Annotated in this window: 20 protein-coding genes; 11 read left to right on the forward strand and 9 right to left on the reverse strand. The window is 63.8% G+C overall.

What is annotated here, in order from left to right:
* Positions 1–169: 169 nt before the first annotated feature.
* Positions 170–1,834: an electron transfer flavoprotein-ubiquinone oxidoreductase gene (locus P3C50_RS02820; protein WP_275544798.1), complete on the reverse strand. Its 1,665-nt coding sequence runs from the start codon at positions 1,832–1,834 to the stop codon at positions 170–172.
* Between the two features lie 324 nt (positions 1,835–2,158).
* Between P3C50_RS02820 and P3C50_RS02825 the strand changes: the two genes are divergently transcribed.
* Positions 2,159–2,908 (forward strand): electron transfer flavoprotein subunit beta/FixA family protein, encoded by a 750-nt coding sequence (locus tag P3C50_RS02825; RefSeq protein WP_024307880.1) that lies wholly within the window; start codon positions 2,159–2,161, stop codon positions 2,906–2,908.
* Positions 2,909–3,838, forward strand: a complete 930-nt coding sequence (locus tag P3C50_RS02830) for an electron transfer flavoprotein subunit alpha/FixB family protein (protein WP_275544799.1) — start codon at positions 2,909–2,911, stop codon at positions 3,836–3,838. It abuts the gene before it with no gap.
* Between the two features lie 62 nt (positions 3,839–3,900).
* Here P3C50_RS02830 and P3C50_RS02835 read toward each other — a convergent pair whose 3' ends face one another.
* A complete protein-coding gene (locus P3C50_RS02835) occupies positions 3,901–4,827 on the reverse strand; it encodes an alpha/beta fold hydrolase (protein ID WP_275544800.1) in 927 nt (308 codons plus the stop codon).
* 113 nt (positions 4,828–4,940) lie between these two features.
* Between P3C50_RS02835 and P3C50_RS02840 the strand changes: the two genes are divergently transcribed.
* The 8 genes from P3C50_RS02840 to P3C50_RS02875 all read left to right on the forward strand — a co-directional run bounded on the left by P3C50_RS02840 (position 4,941) and on the right by P3C50_RS02875 (position 12,372).
* Complete coding sequence (locus tag P3C50_RS02840; protein WP_275544801.1) at positions 4,941–5,774, forward strand: substrate-binding periplasmic protein; 834 nt, start codon at positions 4,941–4,943, stop codon at positions 5,772–5,774.
* A gap of 10 nt (positions 5,775–5,784) precedes the next feature.
* Positions 5,785–6,135: a DUF4398 domain-containing protein gene (locus tag P3C50_RS02845; protein WP_197857280.1), complete on the forward strand. Its 351-nt coding sequence runs from the start codon at positions 5,785–5,787 to the stop codon at positions 6,133–6,135.
* Positions 6,135–6,947 carry an OmpA family protein gene (locus P3C50_RS02850; RefSeq protein WP_275544802.1) on the forward strand — a complete coding sequence of 271 codons (813 nt, stop codon included), beginning with the start codon at positions 6,135–6,137 and terminating at the stop codon, positions 6,945–6,947. Before P3C50_RS02845 ends, P3C50_RS02850 begins: the two co-directional genes overlap by 1 nt.
* A gap of 370 nt (positions 6,948–7,317) precedes the next feature.
* On the forward strand, positions 7,318–8,763 hold the full coding sequence (locus P3C50_RS02855) for a PLP-dependent aminotransferase family protein (RefSeq protein ID WP_197857278.1): 1,446 nt from the start codon (positions 7,318–7,320) through the stop codon (positions 8,761–8,763).
* Between the two features lie 86 nt (positions 8,764–8,849).
* A complete protein-coding gene (locus P3C50_RS02860) occupies positions 8,850–10,550 on the forward strand; it encodes a VWA domain-containing protein (protein ID WP_197857276.1) in 1,701 nt (566 codons plus the stop codon).
* Complete coding sequence (locus P3C50_RS02865) at positions 10,547–11,119, forward strand: RNA polymerase sigma factor (protein WP_197857274.1); 573 nt, start codon at positions 10,547–10,549, stop codon at positions 11,117–11,119. The genes P3C50_RS02860 and P3C50_RS02865 overlap by 4 nt, the downstream gene beginning before the upstream one ends.
* The gene (locus P3C50_RS02870; RefSeq protein ID WP_275544803.1) at positions 11,116–11,790 is read left to right on the forward strand and encodes a hypothetical protein; all 675 of its coding nucleotides are present in this window, start codon (positions 11,116–11,118) and stop codon (positions 11,788–11,790) included. Before P3C50_RS02865 ends, P3C50_RS02870 begins: the two co-directional genes overlap by 4 nt.
* Positions 11,791–11,880: 90 nt before the next feature.
* Positions 11,881–12,372 carry a hypothetical protein gene (locus P3C50_RS02875; RefSeq protein WP_275544804.1) on the forward strand — a complete coding sequence of 164 codons (492 nt, stop codon included), beginning with the start codon at positions 11,881–11,883 and terminating at the stop codon, positions 12,370–12,372.
* A 167-nt stretch (positions 12,373–12,539) separates the two neighbouring features.
* Here the strand turns inward: P3C50_RS02875 and P3C50_RS02880 are convergent, their stop codons facing one another.
* From P3C50_RS02880 to P3C50_RS02910, 7 genes are all read right to left on the reverse strand, one after another.
* Entirely contained in the window at positions 12,540–13,364 is an 825-nt protein-coding gene (locus tag P3C50_RS02880; protein WP_275544805.1) for an SDR family oxidoreductase, read from the reverse strand.
* 82 nt (positions 13,365–13,446) lie between these two features.
* Positions 13,447–15,435, reverse strand: coding sequence for an acetyl-CoA carboxylase biotin carboxylase subunit (locus P3C50_RS02885; protein WP_275544806.1), 1,989 nt, complete (start codon positions 15,433–15,435; stop codon positions 13,447–13,449).
* Between the two features lie 86 nt (positions 15,436–15,521).
* Positions 15,522–16,319, reverse strand: coding sequence for an isohexenylglutaconyl-CoA hydratase (gene atuE, locus P3C50_RS02890; protein WP_275544807.1), 798 nt, complete (start codon positions 16,317–16,319; stop codon positions 15,522–15,524).
* Positions 16,320–16,376: 57 nt separating this feature from the next.
* Positions 16,377–17,537, reverse strand: a complete 1,161-nt coding sequence (gene atuD / locus P3C50_RS02895) for a citronellyl-CoA dehydrogenase (protein ID WP_275544808.1) — start codon at positions 17,535–17,537, stop codon at positions 16,377–16,379.
* 25 nt (positions 17,538–17,562) lie between these two features.
* On the reverse strand, positions 17,563–19,179 hold the full coding sequence (gene atuC / locus P3C50_RS02900) for a geranyl-CoA carboxylase subunit beta (RefSeq protein ID WP_275544809.1): 1,617 nt from the start codon (positions 19,177–19,179) through the stop codon (positions 17,563–17,565).
* 4 nt (positions 19,180–19,183) lie between these two features.
* A complete protein-coding gene (locus P3C50_RS02905; RefSeq protein WP_275544810.1) occupies positions 19,184–20,053 on the reverse strand; it encodes an SDR family oxidoreductase in 870 nt (289 codons plus the stop codon).
* Positions 20,054–20,288: 235 nt separating this feature from the next.
* Positions 20,289–22,076, reverse strand: coding sequence for an acyclic terpene utilization AtuA family protein (locus P3C50_RS02910; RefSeq protein ID WP_275544811.1), 1,788 nt, complete (start codon positions 22,074–22,076; stop codon positions 20,289–20,291).
* Between the two features lie 221 nt (positions 22,077–22,297).
* Between P3C50_RS02910 and P3C50_RS02915 the strand changes: the two genes are divergently transcribed.
* The gene (locus P3C50_RS02915; RefSeq protein WP_275544812.1) at positions 22,298–22,921 is read left to right on the forward strand and encodes a TetR/AcrR family transcriptional regulator; all 624 of its coding nucleotides are present in this window, start codon (positions 22,298–22,300) and stop codon (positions 22,919–22,921) included.
* Positions 22,922–22,934 lie beyond the last annotated feature (13 nt).

Genomic DNA, 22,934 nt, shown 5'->3' on the forward strand with positions numbered 1-22,934 from the left:
AGCCGCAAGATCAGCTATCAGGACTGACAGCGCGCAGAAGCGAGCGCTGTGGGAGCGGACTTGTCCGCGAAATTTTACGCGCAGGTTCGCGGACAAGCCCGTTCCCACCCAAGCACCTGCAGATAATAAAAAAGGCTCCCGAGGGAGCCTTTTTCACGCCGGACGCGAATTACATGTTGGGGTAATTCGGGCCGCCAGTGCCTTCCGGTGCAACCCAGGTGATGTTCTGGGCCGGGTCCTTGATGTCACAGGTCTTGCAGTGCACGCAGTTCTGCGCGTTGATCTGGAACTTCTTCGCGCCGTCTTCCTGCGTCACCACTTCGTACACGCCAGCCGGGCAATAGCGCTGCGCCGGTTCGTCGTACAGTGGCAGGTTTTTCTCGATCGGGATGCTCGGGTCGGCCAGCTTCAGATGGCAGGGCTGCTCTTCCTCATGGTTGGTGTTGGAGAGGAACACCGAGGAGAGCTTGTCGAAGCTGAGTTTGCCGTCCGGTTTCGGGTAGGCGATCTTCGCGCACTCCGCTGCAGGCTTCAAGCAGGCGTAGTCCGGCTTGTTGTCGTGCAGGGTGAAGGGCGCCTTGCCGCCGAAGATGTTCTGATCCAGCCAGTTGATGCCGCCGCCAACGATGGCGCCGTACTTGTGGATGGCCGCGCCGAAGTTACGGCTGCGGAACAGTTCGTCGTACAGCCAGCTGGCCTTGAAGCCATCGACATAGTTGGTCAGCTCGTCGCCGCCGTCACGGCCGGCAGCCAGGGCTTCGGCGATGGCGTCGGCCGCCAGCATGCCGGATTTCATCGCAGTGTGGCTGCCCTTGATCTTGGCGAAGTTCAGGGTGCCGAGGTCGCAGCCGATCAGTGCGCCACCCGGGAAGACCATTTTCGGCAGCGAGTTGATGCCGCCCTTGCAGATGGCGCGGGCGCCATAGGAAACGCGCTTGCCGCCTTCCAGGTACTGCGCGACTACCGGGTGGTGCTTGTAGCGCTGGAATTCGTCGAACGGCGAGAGGTGCGGGTTGGCGTAGGACAGGTCGATGATCAGACCCACCACCACCTGGTTGTTTTCCAGGTGATAGAGGAAGGAGCCACCGGTGTTCTCTGTGCCCATGATGTCCATTGGCCAGCCGGCGGTGTGTACCACCAGGCCCTGGTCATGTTTGGACGGGTCGATGTCCCAGATTTCCTTGATGCCGATGCCGTAATGCTGGGCATCGGCTTCGCTGTCGAGGTTGTACTTCTTGATCAGCTGCTTGCCGATGTGGCCGCGGCAGCCTTCGGCGAACAGGGTGTACTTGGCGCGCAGTTCCATGCCGGGGGTGTAGTAGCCTTCCTTGGGATTGCCTTCGCGGTCGACGCCCAGGTCACCGGTGACGATACCGCGCACCACGCCATTCTCGTCGATCAGCGCTTCCTGAGCGGCGAAGCCCGGGTAGATCTCCACGCCCAGGTTCTCGGCCTGCTGGGCCAGCCAGCGGCACAGGTTGCCCAGGGAAATGATGTAATTGCCTTCGTTGTGCATGGTTTTCGGCACAAAGAAGTCAGGAATTCGGGTAGCCTTGTCGGCGTCGCGCAGCAGATAGATGTCATCGCGCTTGACCGGGGTATTCAGTGGGGCGCCAAGTTCTTTCCAGTCGGGGAAGAGTTCGTTCAGGGCGCGCGGCTCGAATACCGCGCCGGAGAGGATGTGGGCGCCAACTTCGGAGCCTTTTTCGACCACGCAGACGCTGATCTCCTGGCCCGCTTCAGCGGCTTTCTGCTTCAGTCGGCAGGCGGCGGACAGTCCGGATGGGCCGGCGCCGACGATGACGACGTCGAACTCCATAAATTCGCGTTCCACAGGCTATCTCCTACTCAAGGCTCTTCGATGTTTTATAGGGGAGGGCGCGACTCGCTCCCTAGGCACGGCGTGGGCATTATATCTACACCCTCTCGACGGGCCAATACAAACGTTTGTTTGAATTTTCTGTAGGCCTGCTAGAATCGTACTACATCGCGGATGACCGGCCAGTTCGCTGTATTGACCAGGCCAGGCCGCGGGGTCAAGATACGGGCGGTTTTGCGCTCGCCGTCTGAGCTGAAAGGTTGGTTGCGGCCGATTTTGCATCACTGGCCAGGCTCGCCTGGGCGACATTCTTATTCACCGGAGAGTAACGAGGAATCCATGAAGGTTCTTGTAGCTGTCAAACGAGTGGTTGACTACAACGTCAAGGTTCGCGTCAAGGCGGACAACAGCGGCGTCGACCTCGCCAACGTCAAGATGTCCATGAACCCCTTCTGCGAAATCGCCGTGGAAGAAGCCGTACGCCTGAAGGAGAAGGGCGTGGCGAGCGAAATCGTCGTCGTCACCATCGGTCCGGCTACCGCTCAGGAGCAACTGCGCACCGCGCTGGCCCTCGGCGCCGACCGTGCCATCCTGGTCGAGTCCAATGACGAGCTGAACTCTCTTGCCGTGGCCAAGCTGCTCAAGGCTGTGGTCGACAAGGAGCAGCCGCAGCTGGTGATCATGGGCAAGCAGGCCATCGACAGCGACAACAACCAGACCGGCCAGATGCTGGGCGCGCTGACCGGCTTCGGCCAGGGCACCTTCGCTTCCAAGGTCGAAGTGGCTGGCGACAAGGTCAATGTCACCCGTGAGATCGATGGCGGTCTGCAGACCGTTGCGCTGAACCTGCCGGCGATCGTCACCACCGACCTGCGCCTGAACGAGCCGCGCTACGCGTCGCTGCCGAACATCATGAAGGCCAAGAAGAAGCCGCTGGAGACTGTGACTCCGGACGCGCTGGGCGTTTCCACTGCCTCCACCGTCAAGACCCTGAAAGTCGAAGCACCGGCTGCCCGCAGTGCCGGCATCAAGGTCAAGTCCGTGGCTGAACTGGTCGAGAAACTGAAGAACGAGGCGAAGGTAATCTAAATGACTATCCTGGTTATCGCTGAACACACCAATGCCGCTCTGGCTGCCGCTACCCTGAACACCGTTGCTGCCGCGCAGAAGATCGGTGGCGACATTCACGTTCTGGTGGCCGGCGCCAACGCTGGCGCTGCTGCCGAAGCTGCCGCCAAGATCGCTGGCGTGGCCAAGGTCCTGGTTGCCGACAACGCCGCCTATGCCAACCAGCTGCCGGAAAACGTCGCGCCGCTGGTAGCCGAACTGGGCAAGGGCTACAGCCACATCCTGGCTGCCGCCACCAGCAACGGCAAGAACATCCTGCCGCGCGTCGCCGCTGCCCTGGACGTCGACCAGATCTCCGAGATCATCGCCGTCGAGAGCGCCGACACCTTCAAGCGTCCGATCTACGCCGGTAACGCCATCGCTACCGTACAGTCCTCGGCTGCCATCAAGGTGATCACCGTACGTAGCACCGGTTTCGACGCCGCAGCTGCCGAGGGTGGTTCCGCTGCCGTTGAAGCCGTCTCCGGTCCGGCCGATGCCGGCAAGTCCGCCTTCGTCGGCGAAGAGCTGGCCAAGTCCGACCGTCCGGAACTGACCGCTGCCAAGATCGTCGTTTCCGGCGGCCGTGGCATGGGCAATGGCGACAACTTCAAGCACCTGTACTCCCTGGCCGACAAGCTCGGCGCTGCCGTCGGCGCTTCTCGCGCTGCGGTCGATGCCGGCTTCGTACCGAACGACATGCAGGTTGGTCAGACCGGCAAGATCGTCGCGCCGCAGCTGTACATCGCTGTCGGTATCTCCGGTGCGATCCAGCACCTGGCCGGTATGAAAGACTCCAAGGTGATCGTTGCGATCAACAAGGACGAAGAGGCGCCGATCTTCCAGGTTGCCGACTACGGTCTGGTTGCCGATCTGTTCGAAGCCGTACCGGAGCTGGAGAAGTCGCTCTAAGCCGCTTTTCCTGCTACGAAAAACCCGCTCTCGTGAGCGGGTTTTTTATTGCCTGCATATTGTCACTTCAGACTTTGCAGAAAACGCCGGTAGAGCAGGGCGCTTTCCTCGGGGCGTTCGAGCATCGGTGCGTGACCGACGTTATCCATGATCACCACGCTGGATTTGCGCAGCAGCGGCTGCATGACTTCGATGCTGGACACGTCCAGCACACGATCCTGCTTGCCCCAGAGCAGCAAGGTGGGCGCCTGGATTTTCTTCAGCTCAGGCTCCAGCGGGACATTGCGTTCGACGAGTTGCTTGAAGACCATCTCGTAGTGCGGGGCCTTGGCCATGGAACGCTCGCCCAGATAACGCTTGAGCGACTGCGGCAGATAGGGCGGCTCGACGAAAACGAACTGCAGCAATTTCTCGAAGTCCTGCGGCTGCGCGACCACCAATGGGTTGGCTTCGCCATGGGTCAGCAGGCGATACAGCTCGCTCCTGTGCGGGCTGTCGATCCCGGCGTTGGCGAACAGTGCCAGCGAGCGCACGCGATCGGGGTAGCGCGCCGCGAAGAGTGCGGCGATGTGTCCGCCCATCGAGTTGCCCAGCACGTGTGCCTGCTGGATGCCCATGGCATCGAGAATGTCCGCCAGACGTTCGGCCTGGGTGCCGACATCATAGCTGCCAGGTGGCAGGTCGCTGTCGCCGAAGCCGGGCAGGTCAAGGGCGATGACGCGATAGTCCTGGGTCAGGTGGCGGGAGAAACGCAGCCAGTTATCCTTGTCCGCGGCGAAGCCGTGGAGCAGCACCAGGGTTTCGCCGCTCGCCGGTCCTCCCTGGTAGTAATGGATGTTAAGATTGTGCACAGCTAGCCGCTCGTGACTGAGCCCGGCGCGGTACTGTTCGATCAGGCGCAGGCCGGCCAGTTGAGTCGCTGGAAAGAAGTACAGCATGGCTGCGCTTCCTGACAGTAGAAGTAGCAGTGCGAGCAGCAGTTTTTTCATGGCGCGTCCTTATCGCGAATTATTATGGCGGCGCCACTAAGCTAGCATGAACGCAGAAGATTACGGGGCGGCTGAGAGCCTCCTGCCGATCAACGCACAACCGAGAGTCGCCAATGCCTGAGCGTGGTCTGTTTAAGTCGCTGCTGCTGTTGTGCACACTGGCCGTGATGCCCGGCGCCGCCCTGGCCGCAGGTAAATGCGAACGCCTGGTGGCGACCGGCAACCCCGAATACCCGCCTTATCTCTGGCGCGATCCGCAGAATCCGCAACAGTTGATCGGTGCCAATGCCGATATGCTCAAGCATCTGGGCAAAGAGCTGGGTGTGGTGATCGACGTGATCCATACCGGGCCCTGGTCGCGCGCGCAGGACGAAGTGCGTACCGGCCGTGTCGACCTGCTTGCGGGCGCGTTCCTGACGCTGCCACGCCTGGAAAGCATGGACTACGTACACCCTGCATTCTTCTTCACGCCGAGCGTGGTCTGGGTGCGCAAGGGCGAGGCCTTCCCCTATGGCAGCTGGATCGACCTGCAGGGGCATACCGGCGACACCCTGGTGGGCAATAGCTTCGGTCAGCAGTTCGATAGCTTTGCCAAGCAGAACCTGACGCTCGAGGGCGTATCCAGTCTGACCCAGGCGTTCCAGAAGTTGCTGCTCGGCCGCACCGATTACGTGCTCTACGAGCGCTACCCCGGCTTGGCGCTCGCCGAGACGCTGGGCATGGAAGATGATCTCGAGGTGCTGGACCCGCCGATCTCCAGCGAGGGTCTTTACCTTACCCTTTCGCATAATTCGGCATGCAACGAGCCCTGGCTGCGTGGTCAGCTGGCGCGGAAGATGACAGAAATGGTCGCCGCCGGGCTGCCTGAGCAGTACCTGAAAAGCAATCTGGAACTGTGGAAGGCGCAGCAGATGCAGCCCGATCCGGTCGGCGACGTGACTCAGTAGGATTTTTTTAGTGATCAATCGAACTCTTCCCGTGCTGCTGGCGCTGGGCCTGGCGGCTTGCGCAAGCGATCCTGCCCCCACCGAGCAGTTGCGTCTGACCGAGCAGGCCTTGGCGCAGACCAAATCCCTGGGCGTAGCCAGCGAGCAGTCCGCGTCCTTGCGCCAGGCCGAAGACAAGTTCGCCCAGGCCCAGGCAGCCATGCAGGACGGTGAAAATAAGCAGGCACGCCAACTGGCCGAGCAGGCCGAGCTCGATGCGCGCCTGGCCGAGGCGGAGCATCTCAACGGCAAGGGCCGCGAGCAGCTGACCGAGCTCAACCAGCGTATCGGCCGTTTGCGCCAGCAACTGGGAGCCATGTGATGAAGGCTTTCGGTTATCTCGGCGGGCTATTGTTGGCCGGTGCCTTGCTCAGTGGTTGTGCAGCCCACCAGCCGGCAAGCGAGCAAGCGCTGGAAGAGGCGCGCCTGAGCTTCCAGTCGGTCAAGGAAGATCCCAATGTCCTGCGCGCCGCGCCCAAGGACGTTATTCGCGCAGGTGAGTCACTGGCGCGCGCCGAGCGGCTATCCAGCTACTGGGGCAGTGGCGACGACGTGCGTCATTACGCCTATCTCAGCCAGCGCTATGCCGATATCGCCCGGCAACACAGCGAGATTAGCCTCAATCATGAGCGCGCTGCCAAGCTCGAGCTGGAGCGTCAGCGCCTGCAGCTGACGTTGCGCGAAGCCAAGCTGCTCAGCGTGCAGCAGCACAACGGCTGGCTGGAAGAGCAGATGGTCAGCCTCGCCACTAGCGAGACCGAGCGCGGCCTGGTGATGACCCTGGGCGACATGCTGTTCGATGCCGGCCGCGCCGACCTGCAGCCGGCAGCCAACCGCACGGTGCTCAAGCTCGTGCAGTTCCTGCAGCTCAACCCGCAGCGGCGTGTGCGTATGGAGGGCTATACCGACAATACCGGTGACGCCGCCGAGAACCTCGAGCTTTCACGAGCGCGAGCGCAGGCTGTGGCCGATCTGCTGGTTGATCTGGGCGTGGATGCCAAGCGTATTCAGGTGGTCGGTTACGGCGTGGACTTTCCCGTCGCGGAGAACGCCTCGGCACGCGGTCGGGCGCAGAACCGTCGGGTGGAGATCGTCTTCTCCGACGAGCGAGGTCAGCTTGGCGCAGAGCGTTGAATCGCTGACATAGAGCATGCGAACCCCGGCGCGTCCGCAATGCTGTTCACTTAAGGTTGTACGCGCTTGGCTCCCCTCTCCCATTTATGGGAGAGGGGCTGGGGGAGAGGGCTGAAAATTCCGCAAGACTGCCAGTTTCCCCCTCTCCCTAACCCTCTCCCCTCAGGGGCGAGGGGACTAATCGCCTGCGACCACTTCTTATGTGAACAGCATTACGGCGCGTCCGGGGTTTTTTATGCATTGAAGATAGCGGCGACGCCGCGTTTTTCCCGCAGACCTTGCCGTATCAGAAAAACAGATTGCATCTGTGCCGGTACAATTGTGTAGCAATAGGTTACTGTTATGCTCCATTGACCCGGAGAATCTCGCCATGACCAATCTGCTGCTCTATCAACGCATCGCCCAGCAGTTGGCCGAGGATATTCGCCGTGGCGTCTACCAGCCGGGCGAGCGTGTGCCCTCGGTGCGCAAGATGAGCGCGCAGCTCAATGTCAGCCACGCCACGGTTTTGCAGGCGTACGCCAATCTTGAGGACCAGGGGCTGATCCGGGCGCGGCCGCAGTCGGGCTTCTATGTTCACCAGACGCCAGCGCTGACCGCGCCGACGCCCGATATTGCCAAGGTCGAGCGGCCGGGCCTGGTCACCCGCGCCAGCATTATCAATCAGGTGCTCACCGAGTCACGTCGTGAGGGCGTGTTCCCGCTGGGCGCAGCGGTGCCGCATGTCGATTACCTGCCGGTGCGCGCGCTGCACCAGCAACTGGCCAAGGTCACTCGTTTTCACAGCCCGCGTGCCTTCAGCTACATGTTCAGCCCCGGCTTCGAGCCGTTGCGCCGCCAGGTGGCGATCCGCATGCGCGATGCCGGCGTGGTGGTCGATCCCTCGGAAGTGGTGATCACCCATGGCTGCGTCGATGCGCTGCAGATGAGCCTGCGCGTGCTGACCAAGCCGGGCGACCTGATCGCAGTGGAGTCGCCAACCTATTACGGTCTGCTGCAACTGGCCGACTTGCTGGGGCTCAAGGTCATCGAGATCCCGTGTGACCCCACCACCGGCATCAGCCTGGAAGCGCTGCAACTGGCGGCCAACCAGTGGCCTATCAAGGCGCTGGTGCTGACTGCACGGCTGTCCAATCCATTGGGCGGTACCATTCCCGAGGAGCGCCAGCGCCAGTTGCTGCGCCTGGCCGGTGATTATGATTTCCAGATCGTCGAGGACGATATCTACGGCGAGCTGATGTTCGAACAGGGGCCGACCAAGGCGCTCAAGTCGCATGACCGCGACAGCCGGGTGATCTATTGCTCGAGCTTCTCCAAGACGCTGTCGCCGGGAGTGCGCATCGGCTGGATCGTCGCCGGCAAGTACCAGGACGAGATTCAGCGCCTGCAGACCTTCTCCACCCATTCGGCGTGCAGCGTCACCCAGATGGCGGTGGCGGCCTACCTGGAGAATGGCGGGTACGACCGCCATCTGCGGCATATCCGCCAGGAGTACCGCAAGAACCTCAGCGCCTTCCAGTTGGCGGTGCAGCAGTACTTCCCGGCTGGCACGCAGATGACCCGCCCCAAGGGCGGCTTCATCCTCTGGGTCAGCCTGCCGGCAAGGGTCAACACCAAGGATCTGCACGTGCGTGCGCTGCAGCAGGGCATCTCGATCGCACCGGGGCTGATCTTCAGCAACACGGAGCAGTTCAACCACTGCGTACGCCTCAACTGCGGCATCCCGTGGAATCGCGAGGCGGAAAGGGCGCTGATGACGCTGGGCATGCTGGCCACGCAGCTGTGCCAGGAGGCAGGTGGCTCCTGGGAGGATTGAAAATGATCCTTCTGGCTTAACCCGATTCGTCGCAGTGCTGCGTCTACCTGAGCGAAGGTCTCGTGCCATTGCTCAGGAGATGCACCATGTCCGCTTATTCCGCGTTGCTCGTTCGTCCGTTCGCCGTCGGTTTCTCGGCTGGAACCTTGTTGCTGCTCGCCGCCTGCAGCGCTTCTGGCCCGGAGCCGGAAGCCCAGGCCAGCTCGCAGCCGGCGGCGACGCTCGTACGTGAACGACTGCCTGCACCCGCAGCGGCCGAAATGCCTGCCGAAGCCAGCCACAAGCGCATGGCGACCCTGGCCTATGCGCCGGCCCCCATCGCCGATGGCCTGCCGCCAAGCTACCGTGACGAGTCGCGCGAGCAATATCAGGCCTATGCCGACAACCCGGTGTTCGCTGTCGCCGAAACGCCGGTATCCACCTTCAGCATCGACGTCGATACCGGCAGCTACGCCAACGTGCGGCGCTTTCTCAATGGCGGGCAACTGCCGCCGAAGGACGCCGTGCGCCTGGAAGAACTGGTCAATTATTTTCCCTATGCCTATCCGCTGCCGCAGGGCGACGTACCGTTCGGCGTCAGCACCGAGCTGGCGGTGACGCCGTGGAACCCGCAGACGCGGCTGCTGCGCATCGCCATCAAGGCCTCGGATCGCAGTGTGGACGAGCTGCCACCGGCCAACCTGGTGTTCCTGGTCGACGTGTCCGGCTCTATGCATCGCCGCGAAGGCCTGCCGATGGTGCAGGGTACGCTGAAGCTGTTGGTCGACCAGCTTCGCCCGCAGGATCGCGTCTCGCTGGTCACCTATGCCGGTGATAGCCAGGTGGTGCTGGACTCCACGCCCGGCAGCGACAAGGCGAAGATCCGTGCGGCCATCGATCAACTCAGCGCGGGTGGTTCGACGGCGGGCGAGTCGGGCATCCAGCTGGCCTATCAGCAGGCCGGCAAGCATCTGATCGACGGCGGCATCAACCGCATCCTGCTGGCCACCGACGGCGACTTCAACGTCGGCATCAGCGACTTCGACAGCCTCAAGCAACTGGCCGCCGACAAGCGCAAGAGCGGCGTCTCGCTGACCACCCTGGGTTTCGGCGTGGACAATTACAACGAGCGTCTGATGGAGCAGTTGGCCGATGCCGGCAATGGCAACTACGCCTATATCGATAACCTGCGCGAGGCGCGCAAGGTACTGGTCGATCAGCTCGGCTCGACCCTGGCCACGGTGGCCAGCGACGTGAAGCTGCAACTGGAATTCAACCCGAGCGAAGTCAGCGAGTACCGCTTGCTGGGCTACGAGAACCGCGCGCTCAAGCGCGAGGATTTCAGCAACGACAAGGTCGATGCCGGTGATATCGGTGCCGGGCACACCGTCACCGCGCTGTACGAGATCGTCCCGGCTGGTGGCAAGGGCTGGCTCGAGCCGCTGCGCTATAAGGTCATCACTCAGCCTGCGCTCGAGACACGCGAGCTGGCCTGGCTGCGGATTCGCTACAAGGCGCCGGGGGAGGCGAGCAGTCGCCTGCTGGAGCGGCCTATCGCGCGTGCCGAGGCCAAGCCGATGAACGCTGCCAGCGAGGACCTGCGTTTCGCCGCTGCGGTTGCGGCCTTTGCCCAGCAGCTTAAGGATGGACGCTATACGGGCGATTTCGGTCTGGCGCAGAGCATCGAACTGGCGCGCTCGGCCAAGGGCGAGGATCGCTTCGGCCTGCGCGGCGAATTCATCCAGCTGGCCGAAATTGCCCAGAGCCTGCAAACTTCCGGCTCCACACCAGTAAGAGTCCAGCAGTGAACGCACCTCTCACGGATGACGACGCCGCTCTATTGCGGCGTTACCGCCGCGGCGATGCCACGGCCTTCAACGCGCTTTACCAGCGCCATCGGCTGGGCCTGTTCCGCTTTCTGCTAGGCCTGTGTGGCGATCATGCCCTGGCCGAGGAAGTGTTCCAGGAAACCTGGATGAGCCTGATCCGCAGCCAGAGCGAGCAGCGCGAGACGGTGCTGTTCAAAACCTGGTTGTACCAGATCGCCCGCAATCGCCTGATCGACCACTGGCGCAAGACGGGCCGTCATCAGGCTGGGCATGACGAATACGATGAAGGCCAGCACGCCCAGGCCGACCCGCAACCGGGCCCGGAGCAGTTGTGGGGCCTGAGCCGCGATAGCGAGCGGCTGCAGGCGGCACTGGCCGACCTGCCGGAAGATCAGCGCGAGGTGTTCCTGCTGCGCGCCCATGGCGATCTGGAATTGAACGAGATCGCCGAGTTGACCCGCACGCCGGCCGAGACGGTCAAGAGCCGTCTGCGCTATGCCCTGCAGAAACTGCGCCGGCTGCTGGCCACCGAGGAGTTGTCCGCATGACCCATGAACGAGAACCGCTGGATCACGAACAGGCGCTGTTGGCGCATTTCCGTGCCCATGGCAGCGGCGAACCCTCGGCCGAGCTGGACGCGCGTATCCTGGCGGCGGCCAGTGCGGCTGCCCGAGAAACGCATCAACCCGATAAGCCGGATTCTGGCTGGGCGCAGCGCTTGCACCAATGGCTGTTCGGCAGCGGACGCCAGCGCTGGTCAGTGGCCGTGGCCGGGCTTGCTTGTGTTGGGATCGGCGTCAGTCTGACCTGGCGCACGCTGGAGCAGACGCCCGACAACTTCGATGCAGTCCCGCCCAGCATGGCCATGAGCCCCGCTGCTCCGGCTCCCGCGCCGATGGCGGCCAAGCGCGCCGCAGAGCAGCAGGCGGCACCGACAGCTACCCCGCAGGAGCGCATGAGAACCCAGGTCATGGCCCGCCAGGCCCCCACTGCCGATATGGCTGAGGCGCCGGTGGCCAGCGCCGCCGCAATCGCGCCGATGGCCGAACTGGTGACCCAGAGCGAACCGCGGGAGGCGCTGCTGCATTTGCTGGAGCTGCGCAAGGGTGGCCAGCAGAAGGAGGCGCAGCGGCTGCTGGAGCAACTGAAGGCCGACTACCCGCTACTGGATATCGAAGCCGAGCTCGATCATCTGGCTAATGAGCCAGAGAGTGAATGAGCAGTTGGGTAAAAGTCGTGTAAGTCGGCTTGTCAGGCGCGCCCAGGCGGAGGAGCATGGGTGCGTTATTGATCGAGTTACCCTAGTCCCATGATGCGTAAGTTCCTGCTGTTACTACTGTGCCTGGGTTGGCTGAGCGCCTGCGAGCGCGAGCCGGAGCCTGTCGCGCAGCAATCCGAGCCTGAACCGGCAGCGGTGGCAACGCCTGAGCCCGTTGCCGAGGTCGTCAAGCCCAAGCCTGTCGAACCGGCGCCGCCTGCCAAGGCAGTCGAAAGCAAGCCCGCGGCGCCCAGCGAAGCGCCGGTGGCGGCCAAGCCCAAGCCTGTTGCGGCGCCACTCAAACCGGCAGGGCCTGAGTCGAAGCTGGCGCTGGATCTGAGCGTGCCGCAAGAGTTGTTCGCCGAGGCCGTGGAGAGCGAAACCCGCGAAGAGCTCTCTTCCCTGCTGCCGCCGCTGTTCGCTGAGAAGCCCGTTGCCGAGAGCCCGTTCCAGATCAGCGGCCGGCTGATCAGCAACGAGCGGGTGGACGACTACTGGGATTCCATCGAGGGCGCCGAGGTGCAGTTCGAGTTCAAGCAGTAGTCGTCTGGAGGGCAGGGATCGCCCGGATAGTCCAGCGCGGTAGCAACCCGTCATCGGTGAACTGGCGGGTTGCACCCGCCCTACGGCAGAGTCCTGACTCTAGTCAGCCCGGTCCGAGCACGGATTTACCCGGATTGCATCCGGGCTACGGCGCCAACGCCGAGGCTTCAATCGACGAACAGGTCGGGCACCAGGCTGCCGCCAGCGGGATCGAAACGGTACTGCTCGAAGTTGCTGACGCCTCGTTCGCGCAGGATGTCTTCGTCGATCAGCAGGCGCCCGGTGAGGCTACGGCCCTGGCTGGTCAGAATCGCATGGGCCGCGTCGGCCATGATCGCTGGCGTGCGTGCGCGTTTGAAGGCGTCGCGGCTGCCCAGCTCGAACTCGATGGCGGCGGTGGCGATCATGGTCTTCGGCCACAGCGAGTTGACGCTGATGCCGTACTTCTTGAACTCCTCGCTCATACCCAGGGTGAGCATGCTCATGCCGTACTTGGTGACGGTGTAGGGGCCGTGCTGGGCGAACCACTTGGCGTCAAGGTTGAGCGGTGGGGAGAGGTTGAGGATATGCCCGCCCGCGCTCTGTTTCAGATAAGGCAGGGCTGCCTGGCTGCAGACCATCACCGCGCGGGTGTTGATCTGGTACATCAGATCGAAGCGCTTGGGTTCGAGTTTCTCCACGCCCACCAGCTTGATCGCCCCGGCGTTGTTGACCAGGGCGTCGATACCGCCGAAATGCTCGGCTGCCTTTGCCATGGCGGCCGCCACGGCCTGTTCGTCACGCACGTCCAGCTGCAGGGCCAGGGCCTTGCCGCCAGCGGCTTCGACCTCGGCGGCGACGCTGAAGATGGTGCCTTCCAGTTTCGGGTGGGGCTCGGCGCTCTTGGCCGCGATGACGATGTTGGCGCCATCCGCGGCGGCCTTGAGGGCGATTTCGCGGCCGATGCCACGGCTGGCGCCGGTGATGAACAGGGTCTTGCCGGAAAGGGACATGGGCGTGCTCCGGTATTGTTGTTATTGGGGCGTAGGGAGTTTGAGTATTCGTCGCGGCTAAAGCCCCTCCCACAGCGATATATCAGGCCTCTACAGCTTCGATTTCCACCAGCAACTGACGATTCTTCACCTGGTCGCCCTGGCTTACGCCAACGCGGCGGACGATGCCGTCGACGCCGGCCTTGAGCGGGTGCTCCATCTTCATCGCTTCCAGCACCACCAGCAGTTGCCCCTTGCTCACGCTGGCGCCTTCGGCGACCAGCACGTCGACGATGGCGCCATCCATCGGTGCCTTCACCGCGCCGCTGCTGGCGGCGTTCTGGCCGCCGGCCGGCTCGTGGGTGGCATCGACCAGTTCCAGGTTGCCGTGCTCACCATACAGCCACAGATGCTCACCTTCGATGTGGTAGGCCTGGCGGCGGCGTACGCCGTCCAGTTCCAGGGTCAGCCAGCGGCCGTCGCTGGCCAGCAGGCGCAGGGACAGCTGTTCTTCGCCCCGACGCACGCGCAGTTGCGCTTGCGTGCCGCTGGCGAGCACGTCCAGCTCCACGGCGTGTTTGTGTTTGCCCTGCTTGAGGACGAAGCGCCAGGGCGCACTGCCGGCGCTGCGCCAGCCGGACAGGCCGGGCTGATGCGCACGGGCGTCGGCCGAGGCCTGGTAGAGCAGGGCGGCGGCCATGGCCAGCTCGGCCAGACTGGCCGTGTGCGGTTGCAGGCTGGGGTCATCAGCGAAGTGTTCGGCGATGAACGCCGTGGTGGCATTGCCGGCAGCGAACTCCGGGTTCTTGAGCAGATTGGCGAGAAAGCGCTGGTTACCGTTGACGCCGAGCAGCACGCATTGTTCTACAGCGCGCACCAGCTTGCGCCGGGCTTCGTCACGAGTTTCGCCGTAGGCGATGACCTTGGCCAGCATCGGGTCGTAGAAGGGGGTGACAGCCTGGCCCTCGACCAGGCCGTGGTCGATGCGCACGCCGGCCAGCAGTTCGGGCTCCCAGCGCAGCACCTGGCCGGTTTGCGGCAGAAAGCCGGCGGCCGAATCCTCGGCGTACAGACGCACCTCCATGGCGTGGCCGGTGAGGCGGATTTCGTCCTGCTGCAGCGGCAGGGGCTGGCCTTCGGCTACGCGAATCTGCCAAGCCACCAGATCCTGACCGGTGATCAGCTCGGTGACCGGGTGTTCGACCTGCAGGCGGGTGTTCATTTCCAGGAAGAAGAACTCTCCGGAGGTATCGAGGAGGAATTCCACGGTACCGGCGCCGACGTAGTTCACCGAGGCTGCAGCCTTGACCGCCGCTTCACCCATGGCCTTGCGCAGCTCCGGAGTCATGACCGGGCAGGGCGCTTCCTCGACCACTTTCTGGTGGCGACGCTGTACCGAGCAGTCGCGCTCGCCAAGGTAGACGATATTGCCGTGCTGGTCGCCGAAGACCTGGATTTCCACATGGCGTGGACGGATCACCGCACGTTCGAGGATCAGCTCGCCCGAACCGAAGGCGTTCTGCGCCTCCGAGCGGGCGGTGCGGATCTGCCCCAGCAGTTCGGCGGATTCATGCACCAGGCGCATGCCGCGGCCGCCGCCGCCGGCGCTGGCCTTGATCATCAGCGGGTAGCCGATACGCTCGGCTTCGCTGGTCAGGGTTTCGTCATCCTGGGCGGCGCCCTCAAAGCCGGGGATGCAGGGCACGCCCGCCTCGAGCATGGCGATCTTCGACAGGCGCTTGCTGCCCATCAGGTGGATGGCTTCCACGGTCGGGCCGATAAAGACGATGCCGGCTGCTTCACAGGCGCGGGCGAAGTCGGCGTTCTCGGAGAGGAAACCATAGCCGGGGTGGATGGCGTCGGCGCCGGTCTTGCGCGCCGCCTCGATGATAGCGTCGATGCGCAGGTAGGACTGGTTGACCTGGGCCGGGCCGATGCATACGGCTTCGTCGGCGATCTGCACGTGGCGGGCGTCGGCATCGGCCTCGGAGTACACCGCCACGGTGCGATAGCCGAGCTCGATGGCGGTGCGCATCACCCGGCAGGCGATCTCGCCACGGTTGGCGATCAGGATCTTGTTGAATGCGGGCATCTTCGTGCTCCTGCTGTGCGTAGCCCGGATGCAATCCGGGGAATCATGTTGGCCGAGCGCTCCCGGATTGCATCCGGGCTACGGTTTCATTGGGCCCACTTCGGCTTGCGCTTCTGCACGAAGGCCATGGTGCCTTCGACGCCCTCGGCGCCAGTCACGGCGGCGGCGAACTGTTCGGCGGCGCGGTCGAGCAGCGGGCCGAGGGCTTCGCGTTCGCTGGCCAGCAGCAGGGCCTTGGTCTGGGCGTTGGCCTGCGGCGCGCACTGGCGAATCTGCTCCAGGGTCTCGTCCAGGCGCTGCTGCAGAGCAGCATCATCGTTCTCGCAGTAGTGCACCAAGCCCAGGCGCAGGGCCTCGGCACCGTCGAAGCGGGCGGCGGTCAGGGCCAGGCGGCGGGCCTGGGTCAGGCCGATGCGGTGCACGACGAAGGGAGCGATCTGCGCGGGGAGGATGCCCAGCGTGGTTTCCGGCAGGCCAAACTTGGCGCCACTGGCGGCGATGGCCACGTCGGACACGCAGGCAAGGCCGAAACCACCGCCGAGCACGGCGCCTTCCAGCACAGCGACCAGTACCTGCGGCGCGGCCTGAGCCTCTTCCAGCAGCGCACCGAAGGCGCGGTTCAGCTCGCGGTATGCGTCACCGCCGCGGGCTCTGGCGCCGGCCATATCCTTGATATCGCCGCCGGCGCAAAAGTGGCCGCCCGCGCCGCGCAGGACGAGGGCGCGCACGTTCGGCTCATGGCGCACGGCTTCCAGGGTGGCGCGTAGTTCGCCGACCATGGCCAGGCTCATGGCGTTGCGGCTGTCCGGGCGGTTGAGGGTGACGTTCAGCACGCCAACGTCGAGGTTCAGCAGCAGGGTTTCGCAGTGGGGCAGATCGTTCATCGCATAGCCTCGGTGTAGGGCGGGTGAAACCCGCCGCAACGGTCTGGGTGGTACGGGTCAGCCCTTCTTTTTCCCCGGCAGGATGCCCATCAGCTTGCAGATAATGCCGAGCATGATTTCGTCAGCGCCGCCGCCGATGCTGACCAGGCGCACGTCGCGGTAAGCGCGCGACACCGGGTTGTCCCACATGAAGCCCATGCCGCCCCAGTACTGCAGGCAGGCGTCGGACACCTCGCGGCCCAGGCGGCCGGCCTTGAGCTTGGCCATCGACGCCAGCTTGGTCACGTCACGGCCCTTCACGTATTGCTCGGTGGCCTGGTAGACCAGCGCGCGCAGGGCTTCGATCTCGGTCTGCAACTCGGCCATGCGGAAGTGGATGACCTGGTTGTCGATCAGCGGCTGGCCGAAGGTGTGGCGCTGCTTGCAGTAGTCGATGGTGCTGTCGACGCAGTGCTCCAGGCCCTTGATCATGTTGGCCGCGCCAAACAGGCGCTCTTCCTGGAACTGCAGCATCTGCATCATGAAGCCGGCGCCTTCGTGGCCGATGCGATAGCGCTGCGGCACGCGCACGTTGTCGAAGAACACCTGGGCGGTCTCCGAGCTGCGCATGCCGAGTTTGTCCAGGTGCGGGCTGACGCTGATTCCCGGGGTCTTCATCGGCACCACGATCAGCGACTTGTTGACGTGCGGCTTGTCGTCGCTGGTGTTGGCCAGCAGGCAGATGAAGTCGGCCGACGGCGAGTTGGTGATCCACATCTTGCTGCCATTGATCACGTAGTCGTCGCCGTCCTTGCGCGCGGTGGTCTTCAGGCCCGCCACGTCGGAGCCGGCGCCGACTTCGGAGACGCCGATGCAGCCGACCATCTCGCCGCTGATGGCCGGACGCAGAAACTCGTCGCGCAGCTCGTCGGAGCCGAAGCGCGCCAGGGCCGGGGTGCACATGTCCGTCTGCACACCGATGGACATGGGGATGCCGCCGCAATGGATGGTGCCGAACTCTTCGGCGGCGACGATGGAGTAGCTGTAGTCCAGGCCCATGCCGCCGAATTTCTCCGGCTTGGAGATGCCCAGCAGGCCCAGTTCGCCGGCCTTCTTGAAGATGTCATGGATGGGGAAGCGGCCTTCCTTCTCCCAGGCGTCGACATGCGGGTTGATTTCCTTGTCGACGAAGTTGCGGACGGTACGGCGGAGTTCTTCGTGTTCCTGGGTGAAGATCATTATTGTTGTGCTCCGATGATAAGGGTCAGAAACGGGCGACGCCGAAACGGTTGGATTTCAACGGCCGCAGGTTGGCTTCGGCGCAGATGTCCAGCAAGAAGCCCAGCAGTTTGCGTGTATCGCGTGGGTCGATCAGGCCGTCGTCCCACAGGCTGGCGGTGCCGTACAGCGCCGTGGACTGGCTGTCGAGCTTTTGCGCGGTCACCGTTTCCAGCATGTCGAGCATCTTTGGATCAGCTTCCTTGCCTTCCTTGGCGTGCTTTTCCTCGGTGACGATGCGCAGCACCTTGCCGGCCTGGGCGCCGCCCATCACGGCGGTGCGGCTGTTGGGCCAGGCGAAGATGAAGCGTGGATCGAGGCCGCGGCCGCACATGGCGTAGTTGCCAGCGCCGTAGGAGCCGCCGACGACGATGGTGAGCTTGGGCACGGTGGCGTTGGCCACGGCCTGGATCATCTTCGAGCCGTGCTTGATCACGCCGTTCTGTTCCGATTCCGTGCCGACCATGAAGCCGGTGGTGTTGTGAAAGAACAGGATCGGCGTGTTGCTCTGCTCACACAGCTGGATGAACTGCGCCGCTTTGGCCGCACCCTGCGGGGTGATCGGGCCGTTGTTGCCGATGAAACCGCAGGCCTGGCCTTCGATCTGCAAATGACCGCAGACGGTCTGGCTGTCGAACTCGTTTTTGAAGTCGAGGAACTCCGAGCCATCGGCGATGCGTGCGATGATCTCGCGTACGTCGTAGGGCTTCTTGGCGTCGGCAGGTACCAGGCCGAGCAGCTCCTCGGCCGGGTAAAGCGGCTCGCGCCAGCTTTTCGACGGACGCGCCGGCAACTGCTGGTTCCACGGCAGCATGCCAAGGATCTCGCGCGCCAGGCGTACGCCGTCGGCGTCGTTCTCGGCCAGGTACTCGGCGGTGCCGGCGACCTGGGCGTGCATCTCGGCGCCGCCGAGTTGCTCGTCGGTGGCGATCTCGCCGGTGGCGGCCTTGAGCAGGGGCGGGCCGGCAAGGAACATCTTGGCCTTGCCGCGCACCACTACCACGTAATCCGATAGGCCCGGCTGGTAGGCCCCACCAGCGGTGCTGGAGCCGTGCACCACAGTGATCTGCGGCAGGCCCATGGCGGACATCCGCGCCTGGTTGGCGAAGCCGCGGGCGCCCTCGACGAAGATGTCGGCGGCGTAGTTGAGGTTGGCGCCGCCGCTCTCGGCCAGGGTCACTACCGGCAGCTTGTTCTCGAAGGCGATCTGCTGCAGGCGCAAGGATTTCTTCAGGCCCGTGGGGGAGATGGTGCCGCCCTTGATCGCGCTGTTGTTGGCGATCACCAGGCAGCGCACGCCGGCGATGTAGCCGATGCCGGCGATCAGGCCGCCGCCGGCCTGGCTGCCGTCCTTGTCGTCGTGCAGCTTGTAGCCGGCCAGCGAGGCCAGTTCGAGGAAGGGCGCGCCGGCATCGAGCAGCAGGTTGATGCGTTCACGCGGCAGCAACTGGCCGCGCTTGTCGAACTTGGCCTTGGCTTCCTGCGCCTTGTCGAGCACCTTCTGCTCCACGTCGCGGAAGGTCGCGATGGCCGCCAGCATGGCTTCGCGGTTCTGCGCGAAGGCTTCGCCATGCACGTCGATTTCCGATTGGATCACGGGCATCGCCTTACTCCTGATCTTTCAGTACGTCGGGCAGGTAGGCCCGGTGGAAACCGTTGTAGGACTCGCTGTTTTTCGCCTTGCCCAGTGTCCAGGCGCGAGTGCCCTGGCTGGCGGCGCCATCGATGCGGATGGTGTTGCCGCTGATGAAGTTGGCGCCGGGGCTGAGCAAAAAGGCGATGGCGGCGGCCACTTCGGACTCCGTGCCGATGCGTTGCAATGGCACGTGATCCTTGAGGTTGCGGATCATGTTCTTCATCGACTCGGGGTAGGTGTCCATGCCGCTGGAGGCGATCCAGCCCGGCGCTACGGCGTTGACCCGCACACCGGCGTGGCCCCACTCGTAGGCGGCGGTCTTGGTGAAGTTCTCCATGCCCGCGCGCGCCGCGCCCGAATGGCCCATGCCGGGCATGCCGCCCCACATGTCGGCGAGCATGTTGACGATGGCGCCGCCGTGCTTGCTCATGCTCTGCAGGAAGACTTCCTTGGCCACCAGAAAACCGCCCACCAGATTGGTGCGCACCACGGTCTCGAAGCCTTTCTGGTTGATGCCGATCAGCGGTGCGGGGAACTGGCCGCCGGCGTTGTTCACCAACTGGTGGATGCGTCCGCGTTCCTTGATCACGGCAGCGACCATGGCCTTGACTGCGTCTTCCTCCCGGATATCGCAGACCTGAAAGCTGGCGCTGCCGCCGTCTTCGATGATCTCGGCGCAGGTCTTCTCCAGCTTCTCCGGCTTGCGCCCGACCAGCACCACATAGGCGCCCAGGTGGGCCAGCTCGTGGGCCACGCAGCGGCCGATGCCGCTGCCACCACCGGTGACCAGAATGGTCTGTTCATTGAACAGGCCAGGTTTGAATACGGAGTCGTAGCTCATTGTTGTTGTCCTTCGACCTTACCGTGGGCACCACTATGTCAAGGTGGTGCGCTATTGATCTGGTTGTAAGTGGAAATCGCAAAGCGTTTTCCACCATAAGCCGGTAGATGGATAAAGCGTCATCCACCTACGACTTATTGTCCTTGTCGATCTTCGGTGGGAGCGGACTTGTCCGCGAGGCTTCTAACCATTCGCGGACAAGTCTGCTCCCACAGTTCGCGAGCAGAGCTCGCTCCTACAGGCTTTCAGCTAGCGCCTTGGGTACCGGCACCGGGAATTCCAGCAACTGTTGGGCGAAGGCCTTGCCCTGAGGGTCGATGCGCAGGCTGGCGACGCCGCCACCGCCCAAAGCGTTTTCCAGCAGGAAGTTGAGGCTGTGGCTGCCCGGCAGATACCAGCGGCTGACGCGGCCCTGCTCGGCGTCCAGGGTATGCGCCATCCAGTTGGCCACGGCTTCGGGCGTCAGCGCAGCGGCGATCCATGCCAGGTATTCGGGCTTTCTGGCCATCACGCCGATGTTGCTGTGATTACCCTTGTCGCCGGAGCGGGCCACGGCCAGGCGGATCAGCGGCACGGCCGCGTCGGCTTCACCCATTGGTACGGGCAGAGCGGCTGGCGCACGGAGTTGGGCTGGGTCGAAGGCATCGATCTGGGGCAGGGCGACCGGCTGGCGCTCACCGTTGATTTCGACGCTCAGGGCGCAGGCACTCTTGTCCACCAGGAAGCTGAACAGGCGGATCACCGGGTAGACGGTGGGGCGGCCGCCGACAATGCCGGTCAGGCCCGGCGCCATGCCTGTGGCAGCCTGGGCGATCTCGCGGGAGAAGAGGATCAGCGCCTCCTTCTTGGCATGCCGTGCGGCGATCTTCACCACCACTTCGCGGCTGTATTTGCGGTGAGCATGGACGCCATAAGTGGCTTCGCTGCCGAGCAGCTCGACGCTGACTTCCTGGTAACGGCCCCAGCCGCGCTCGGCGAACAGCTCTTCGGTCTTCTTGATGATCGCCTCGCTGACCCGTTCGGCCTTGGCCACGGCATCGATACCGGCGAGCAGGAAGCTGGCGGTGCAGCGGAAACCGTCCGGATGGGTGGCACTGACCTTGTACTGGTCGGTGGGCGGCAGGCCGCGTGCGCCCTGCAGCTGCACGTGGTTGTCGCCGGCCTGGCTCAGCTCGACCTGAGTGAAGTCGCAGATAACGTCCGGCAGCAGATAGGCGCGCGGGTCGCCGATCTCGTAGAGCATCTGCTCGCCAACGGTAAAAGGCGTGACCAAGCCGCCGGAACTCTCCGGCTTGGTCACGACGAAGCGGCCATCGTCCTCTACCTCGACGATGGGGAAACCGATGTGCTCGTAGTCCGGCACGTCGCGCCAGTCGGTGAAGTTGCCACCGGTGCACTGCGCGCCGCACTCGATGATGTGCCCGGCCAGCGCGGCCTGGGCCAGCTTGTCGTAATCGCTCCAGGCCCAGCCGAACTCGTGCACCAGGGCGGCGCTGACCACCGCGCTGTCGACCACCCGGCCGGTGACGACGATGTCGGCGCCCTGGTCCAGTGCGGCGACGATGCCCGGCGCGCCCAGGTAGGCGTTGACCGAGACGCAGAAGGGCGGCAGCGCGGCGCCGGTGAACATCTCGCGGGTGCCGGCCTTGACCAGTTCGCCGAGCTTGGGCTGCAGGTTGTCGCCGTGCAGCACGGCGATCTTCAGGTTCACCCCGGCCTGTTCGCAGGCGGCGCTCAAGGCGGCGGCGCAGGCCATCGGGTTGACCCCGCCGGCGTTGCTGATGACACGAATGTTTTTTGCCGCCAGCTCGCCGAGTAACGGTGTGAGCACCTCGATGAAATCGCGGGCGTAGCCGTCATCCGGCTTCTTCATGCGGGCGCCGGCCATGATCGACATGGTGATCTCGGCCAGGTAGTCGAACACCAGATAATCCAGCTCGACACCCCGAACAAGCTGGGCGGCAGCGGTGGAGGTGTCGCCCCAGAATGCCGAGGCGCAGCCGATGCGTACGGTTTTGCTCATTGGAATTGGTCCGTCACACATTGAGAAGGTGTGTCGACATTACCAAGCAAGCGCTTGGTTGAAAAGTGTCGCGCTAGGGTGATTCGGCCAAAAATGCGCCCAAGCGCTTGCTTGGTCAGCTGCTGCCGCATACATTTCATCAAGCAAGACAAGCACTTGCCGGCAGCATGAAGAATTGATCAGAACAATCGCCGAGCAGGGCAAGCAGGGGAGAAGTCAGCGTGGATGAACACAAGGCCCAGGCCGTGATGCAGGAGTTGGTCGACAATGGCCAAGTGACTGATCCGGACAGTGCCCGCGGCAAGCTGTTGCAGATGGCCGCCCACCTGTTCCGCAGCAAGGGTTACGAGCGCACCACTGTGCGAGACCTGGCCGCGGCCATCGGTATTCAATCGGGCAGCATCTTTCATCACTTCAAGAGCAAGGATGAGATCCTGCGCTCGGTGATGGAGGAAACCATCATCTACAACACCGCCCTGATGCGTGCCGCGCTGGCCACTGCGCAGGACACCCGCGAACGTTTGCTGGCGCTGATCCGCTGCGAGCTGCAATCAATCATGGGCGGCACCGGTGAGGCCATGGCGGTGCTGGTCTACGAATGGCGTTCGCTGTCGGAAGACGGCCAGGCGCAGGTGCTGGCACTGCGTGATACCTACGAGCAGATCTGGCTGGCGGTGCTGGGCGAGGCGCGCGAGGCCGGCTATTTCAAGGGCGATCCTTTCATTCAGCGGCGTTTTCTCACCGGCGCACTAAGCTGGACCAACACCTGGTTCCGCCCTCAGGGGCCGATGAGCCTGGACCAGCTGGCTGAAGAGGCATTGTCGCTGGTGTGCAAGGACCTCTGAGCCGCTTCGGAGC

It is taken from the genome of Pseudomonas sp. Marseille-Q0931 (genome assembly GCF_940789645.1).
Lineage (GTDB): Bacteria > Pseudomonadota > Gammaproteobacteria > Pseudomonadales > Pseudomonadaceae > Aquipseudomonas.

Coding starts and splice junctions, on each gene's coding strand:
- P3C50_RS02825 (WP_024307880.1), top strand. CDS start 2,159: ATGAAGGTTCTTGTAGCTGTCAAACGAGTGGTTGACTACAACGTCAAG.
- P3C50_RS02830 (WP_275544799.1), top strand. CDS start 2,909: ATGACTATCCTGGTTATCGCTGAACACACCAATGCCGCTCTGGCTGCC.
- P3C50_RS02835 (WP_275544800.1), bottom strand. CDS start 4,827: ATGAAAAAACTGCTGCTCGCACTGCTACTTCTACTGTCAGGAAGCGCA.
- P3C50_RS02840 (WP_275544801.1), top strand. CDS start 4,941: ATGCCTGAGCGTGGTCTGTTTAAGTCGCTGCTGCTGTTGTGCACACTG.
- P3C50_RS02850 (WP_275544802.1), top strand. CDS start 6,135: ATGAAGGCTTTCGGTTATCTCGGCGGGCTATTGTTGGCCGGTGCCTTG.
- P3C50_RS02855 (WP_197857278.1), top strand. CDS start 7,318: ATGACCAATCTGCTGCTCTATCAACGCATCGCCCAGCAGTTGGCCGAG.
- P3C50_RS02860 (WP_197857276.1), top strand. CDS start 8,850: ATGTCCGCTTATTCCGCGTTGCTCGTTCGTCCGTTCGCCGTCGGTTTC.
- P3C50_RS02870 (WP_275544803.1), top strand. CDS start 11,116: ATGACCCATGAACGAGAACCGCTGGATCACGAACAGGCGCTGTTGGCG.
- P3C50_RS02875 (WP_275544804.1), top strand. CDS start 11,881: ATGATGCGTAAGTTCCTGCTGTTACTACTGTGCCTGGGTTGGCTGAGC.
- P3C50_RS02880 (WP_275544805.1), bottom strand. CDS start 13,364: ATGTCCCTTTCCGGCAAGACCCTGTTCATCACCGGCGCCAGCCGTGGC.
- P3C50_RS02885 (WP_275544806.1), bottom strand. CDS start 15,435: ATGCCCGCATTCAACAAGATCCTGATCGCCAACCGTGGCGAGATCGCC.
- atuE (WP_275544807.1), bottom strand. CDS start 16,319: ATGAACGATCTGCCCCACTGCGAAACCCTGCTGCTGAACCTCGACGTT.
- atuD (WP_275544808.1), bottom strand. CDS start 17,537: ATGATCTTCACCCAGGAACACGAAGAACTCCGCCGTACCGTCCGCAAC.
- atuC (WP_275544809.1), bottom strand. CDS start 19,179: ATGCCCGTGATCCAATCGGAAATCGACGTGCATGGCGAAGCCTTCGCG.
- P3C50_RS02905 (WP_275544810.1), bottom strand. CDS start 20,053: ATGAGCTACGACTCCGTATTCAAACCTGGCCTGTTCAATGAACAGACC.
- P3C50_RS02910 (WP_275544811.1), bottom strand. CDS start 22,076: ATGAGCAAAACCGTACGCATCGGCTGCGCCTCGGCATTCTGGGGCGAC.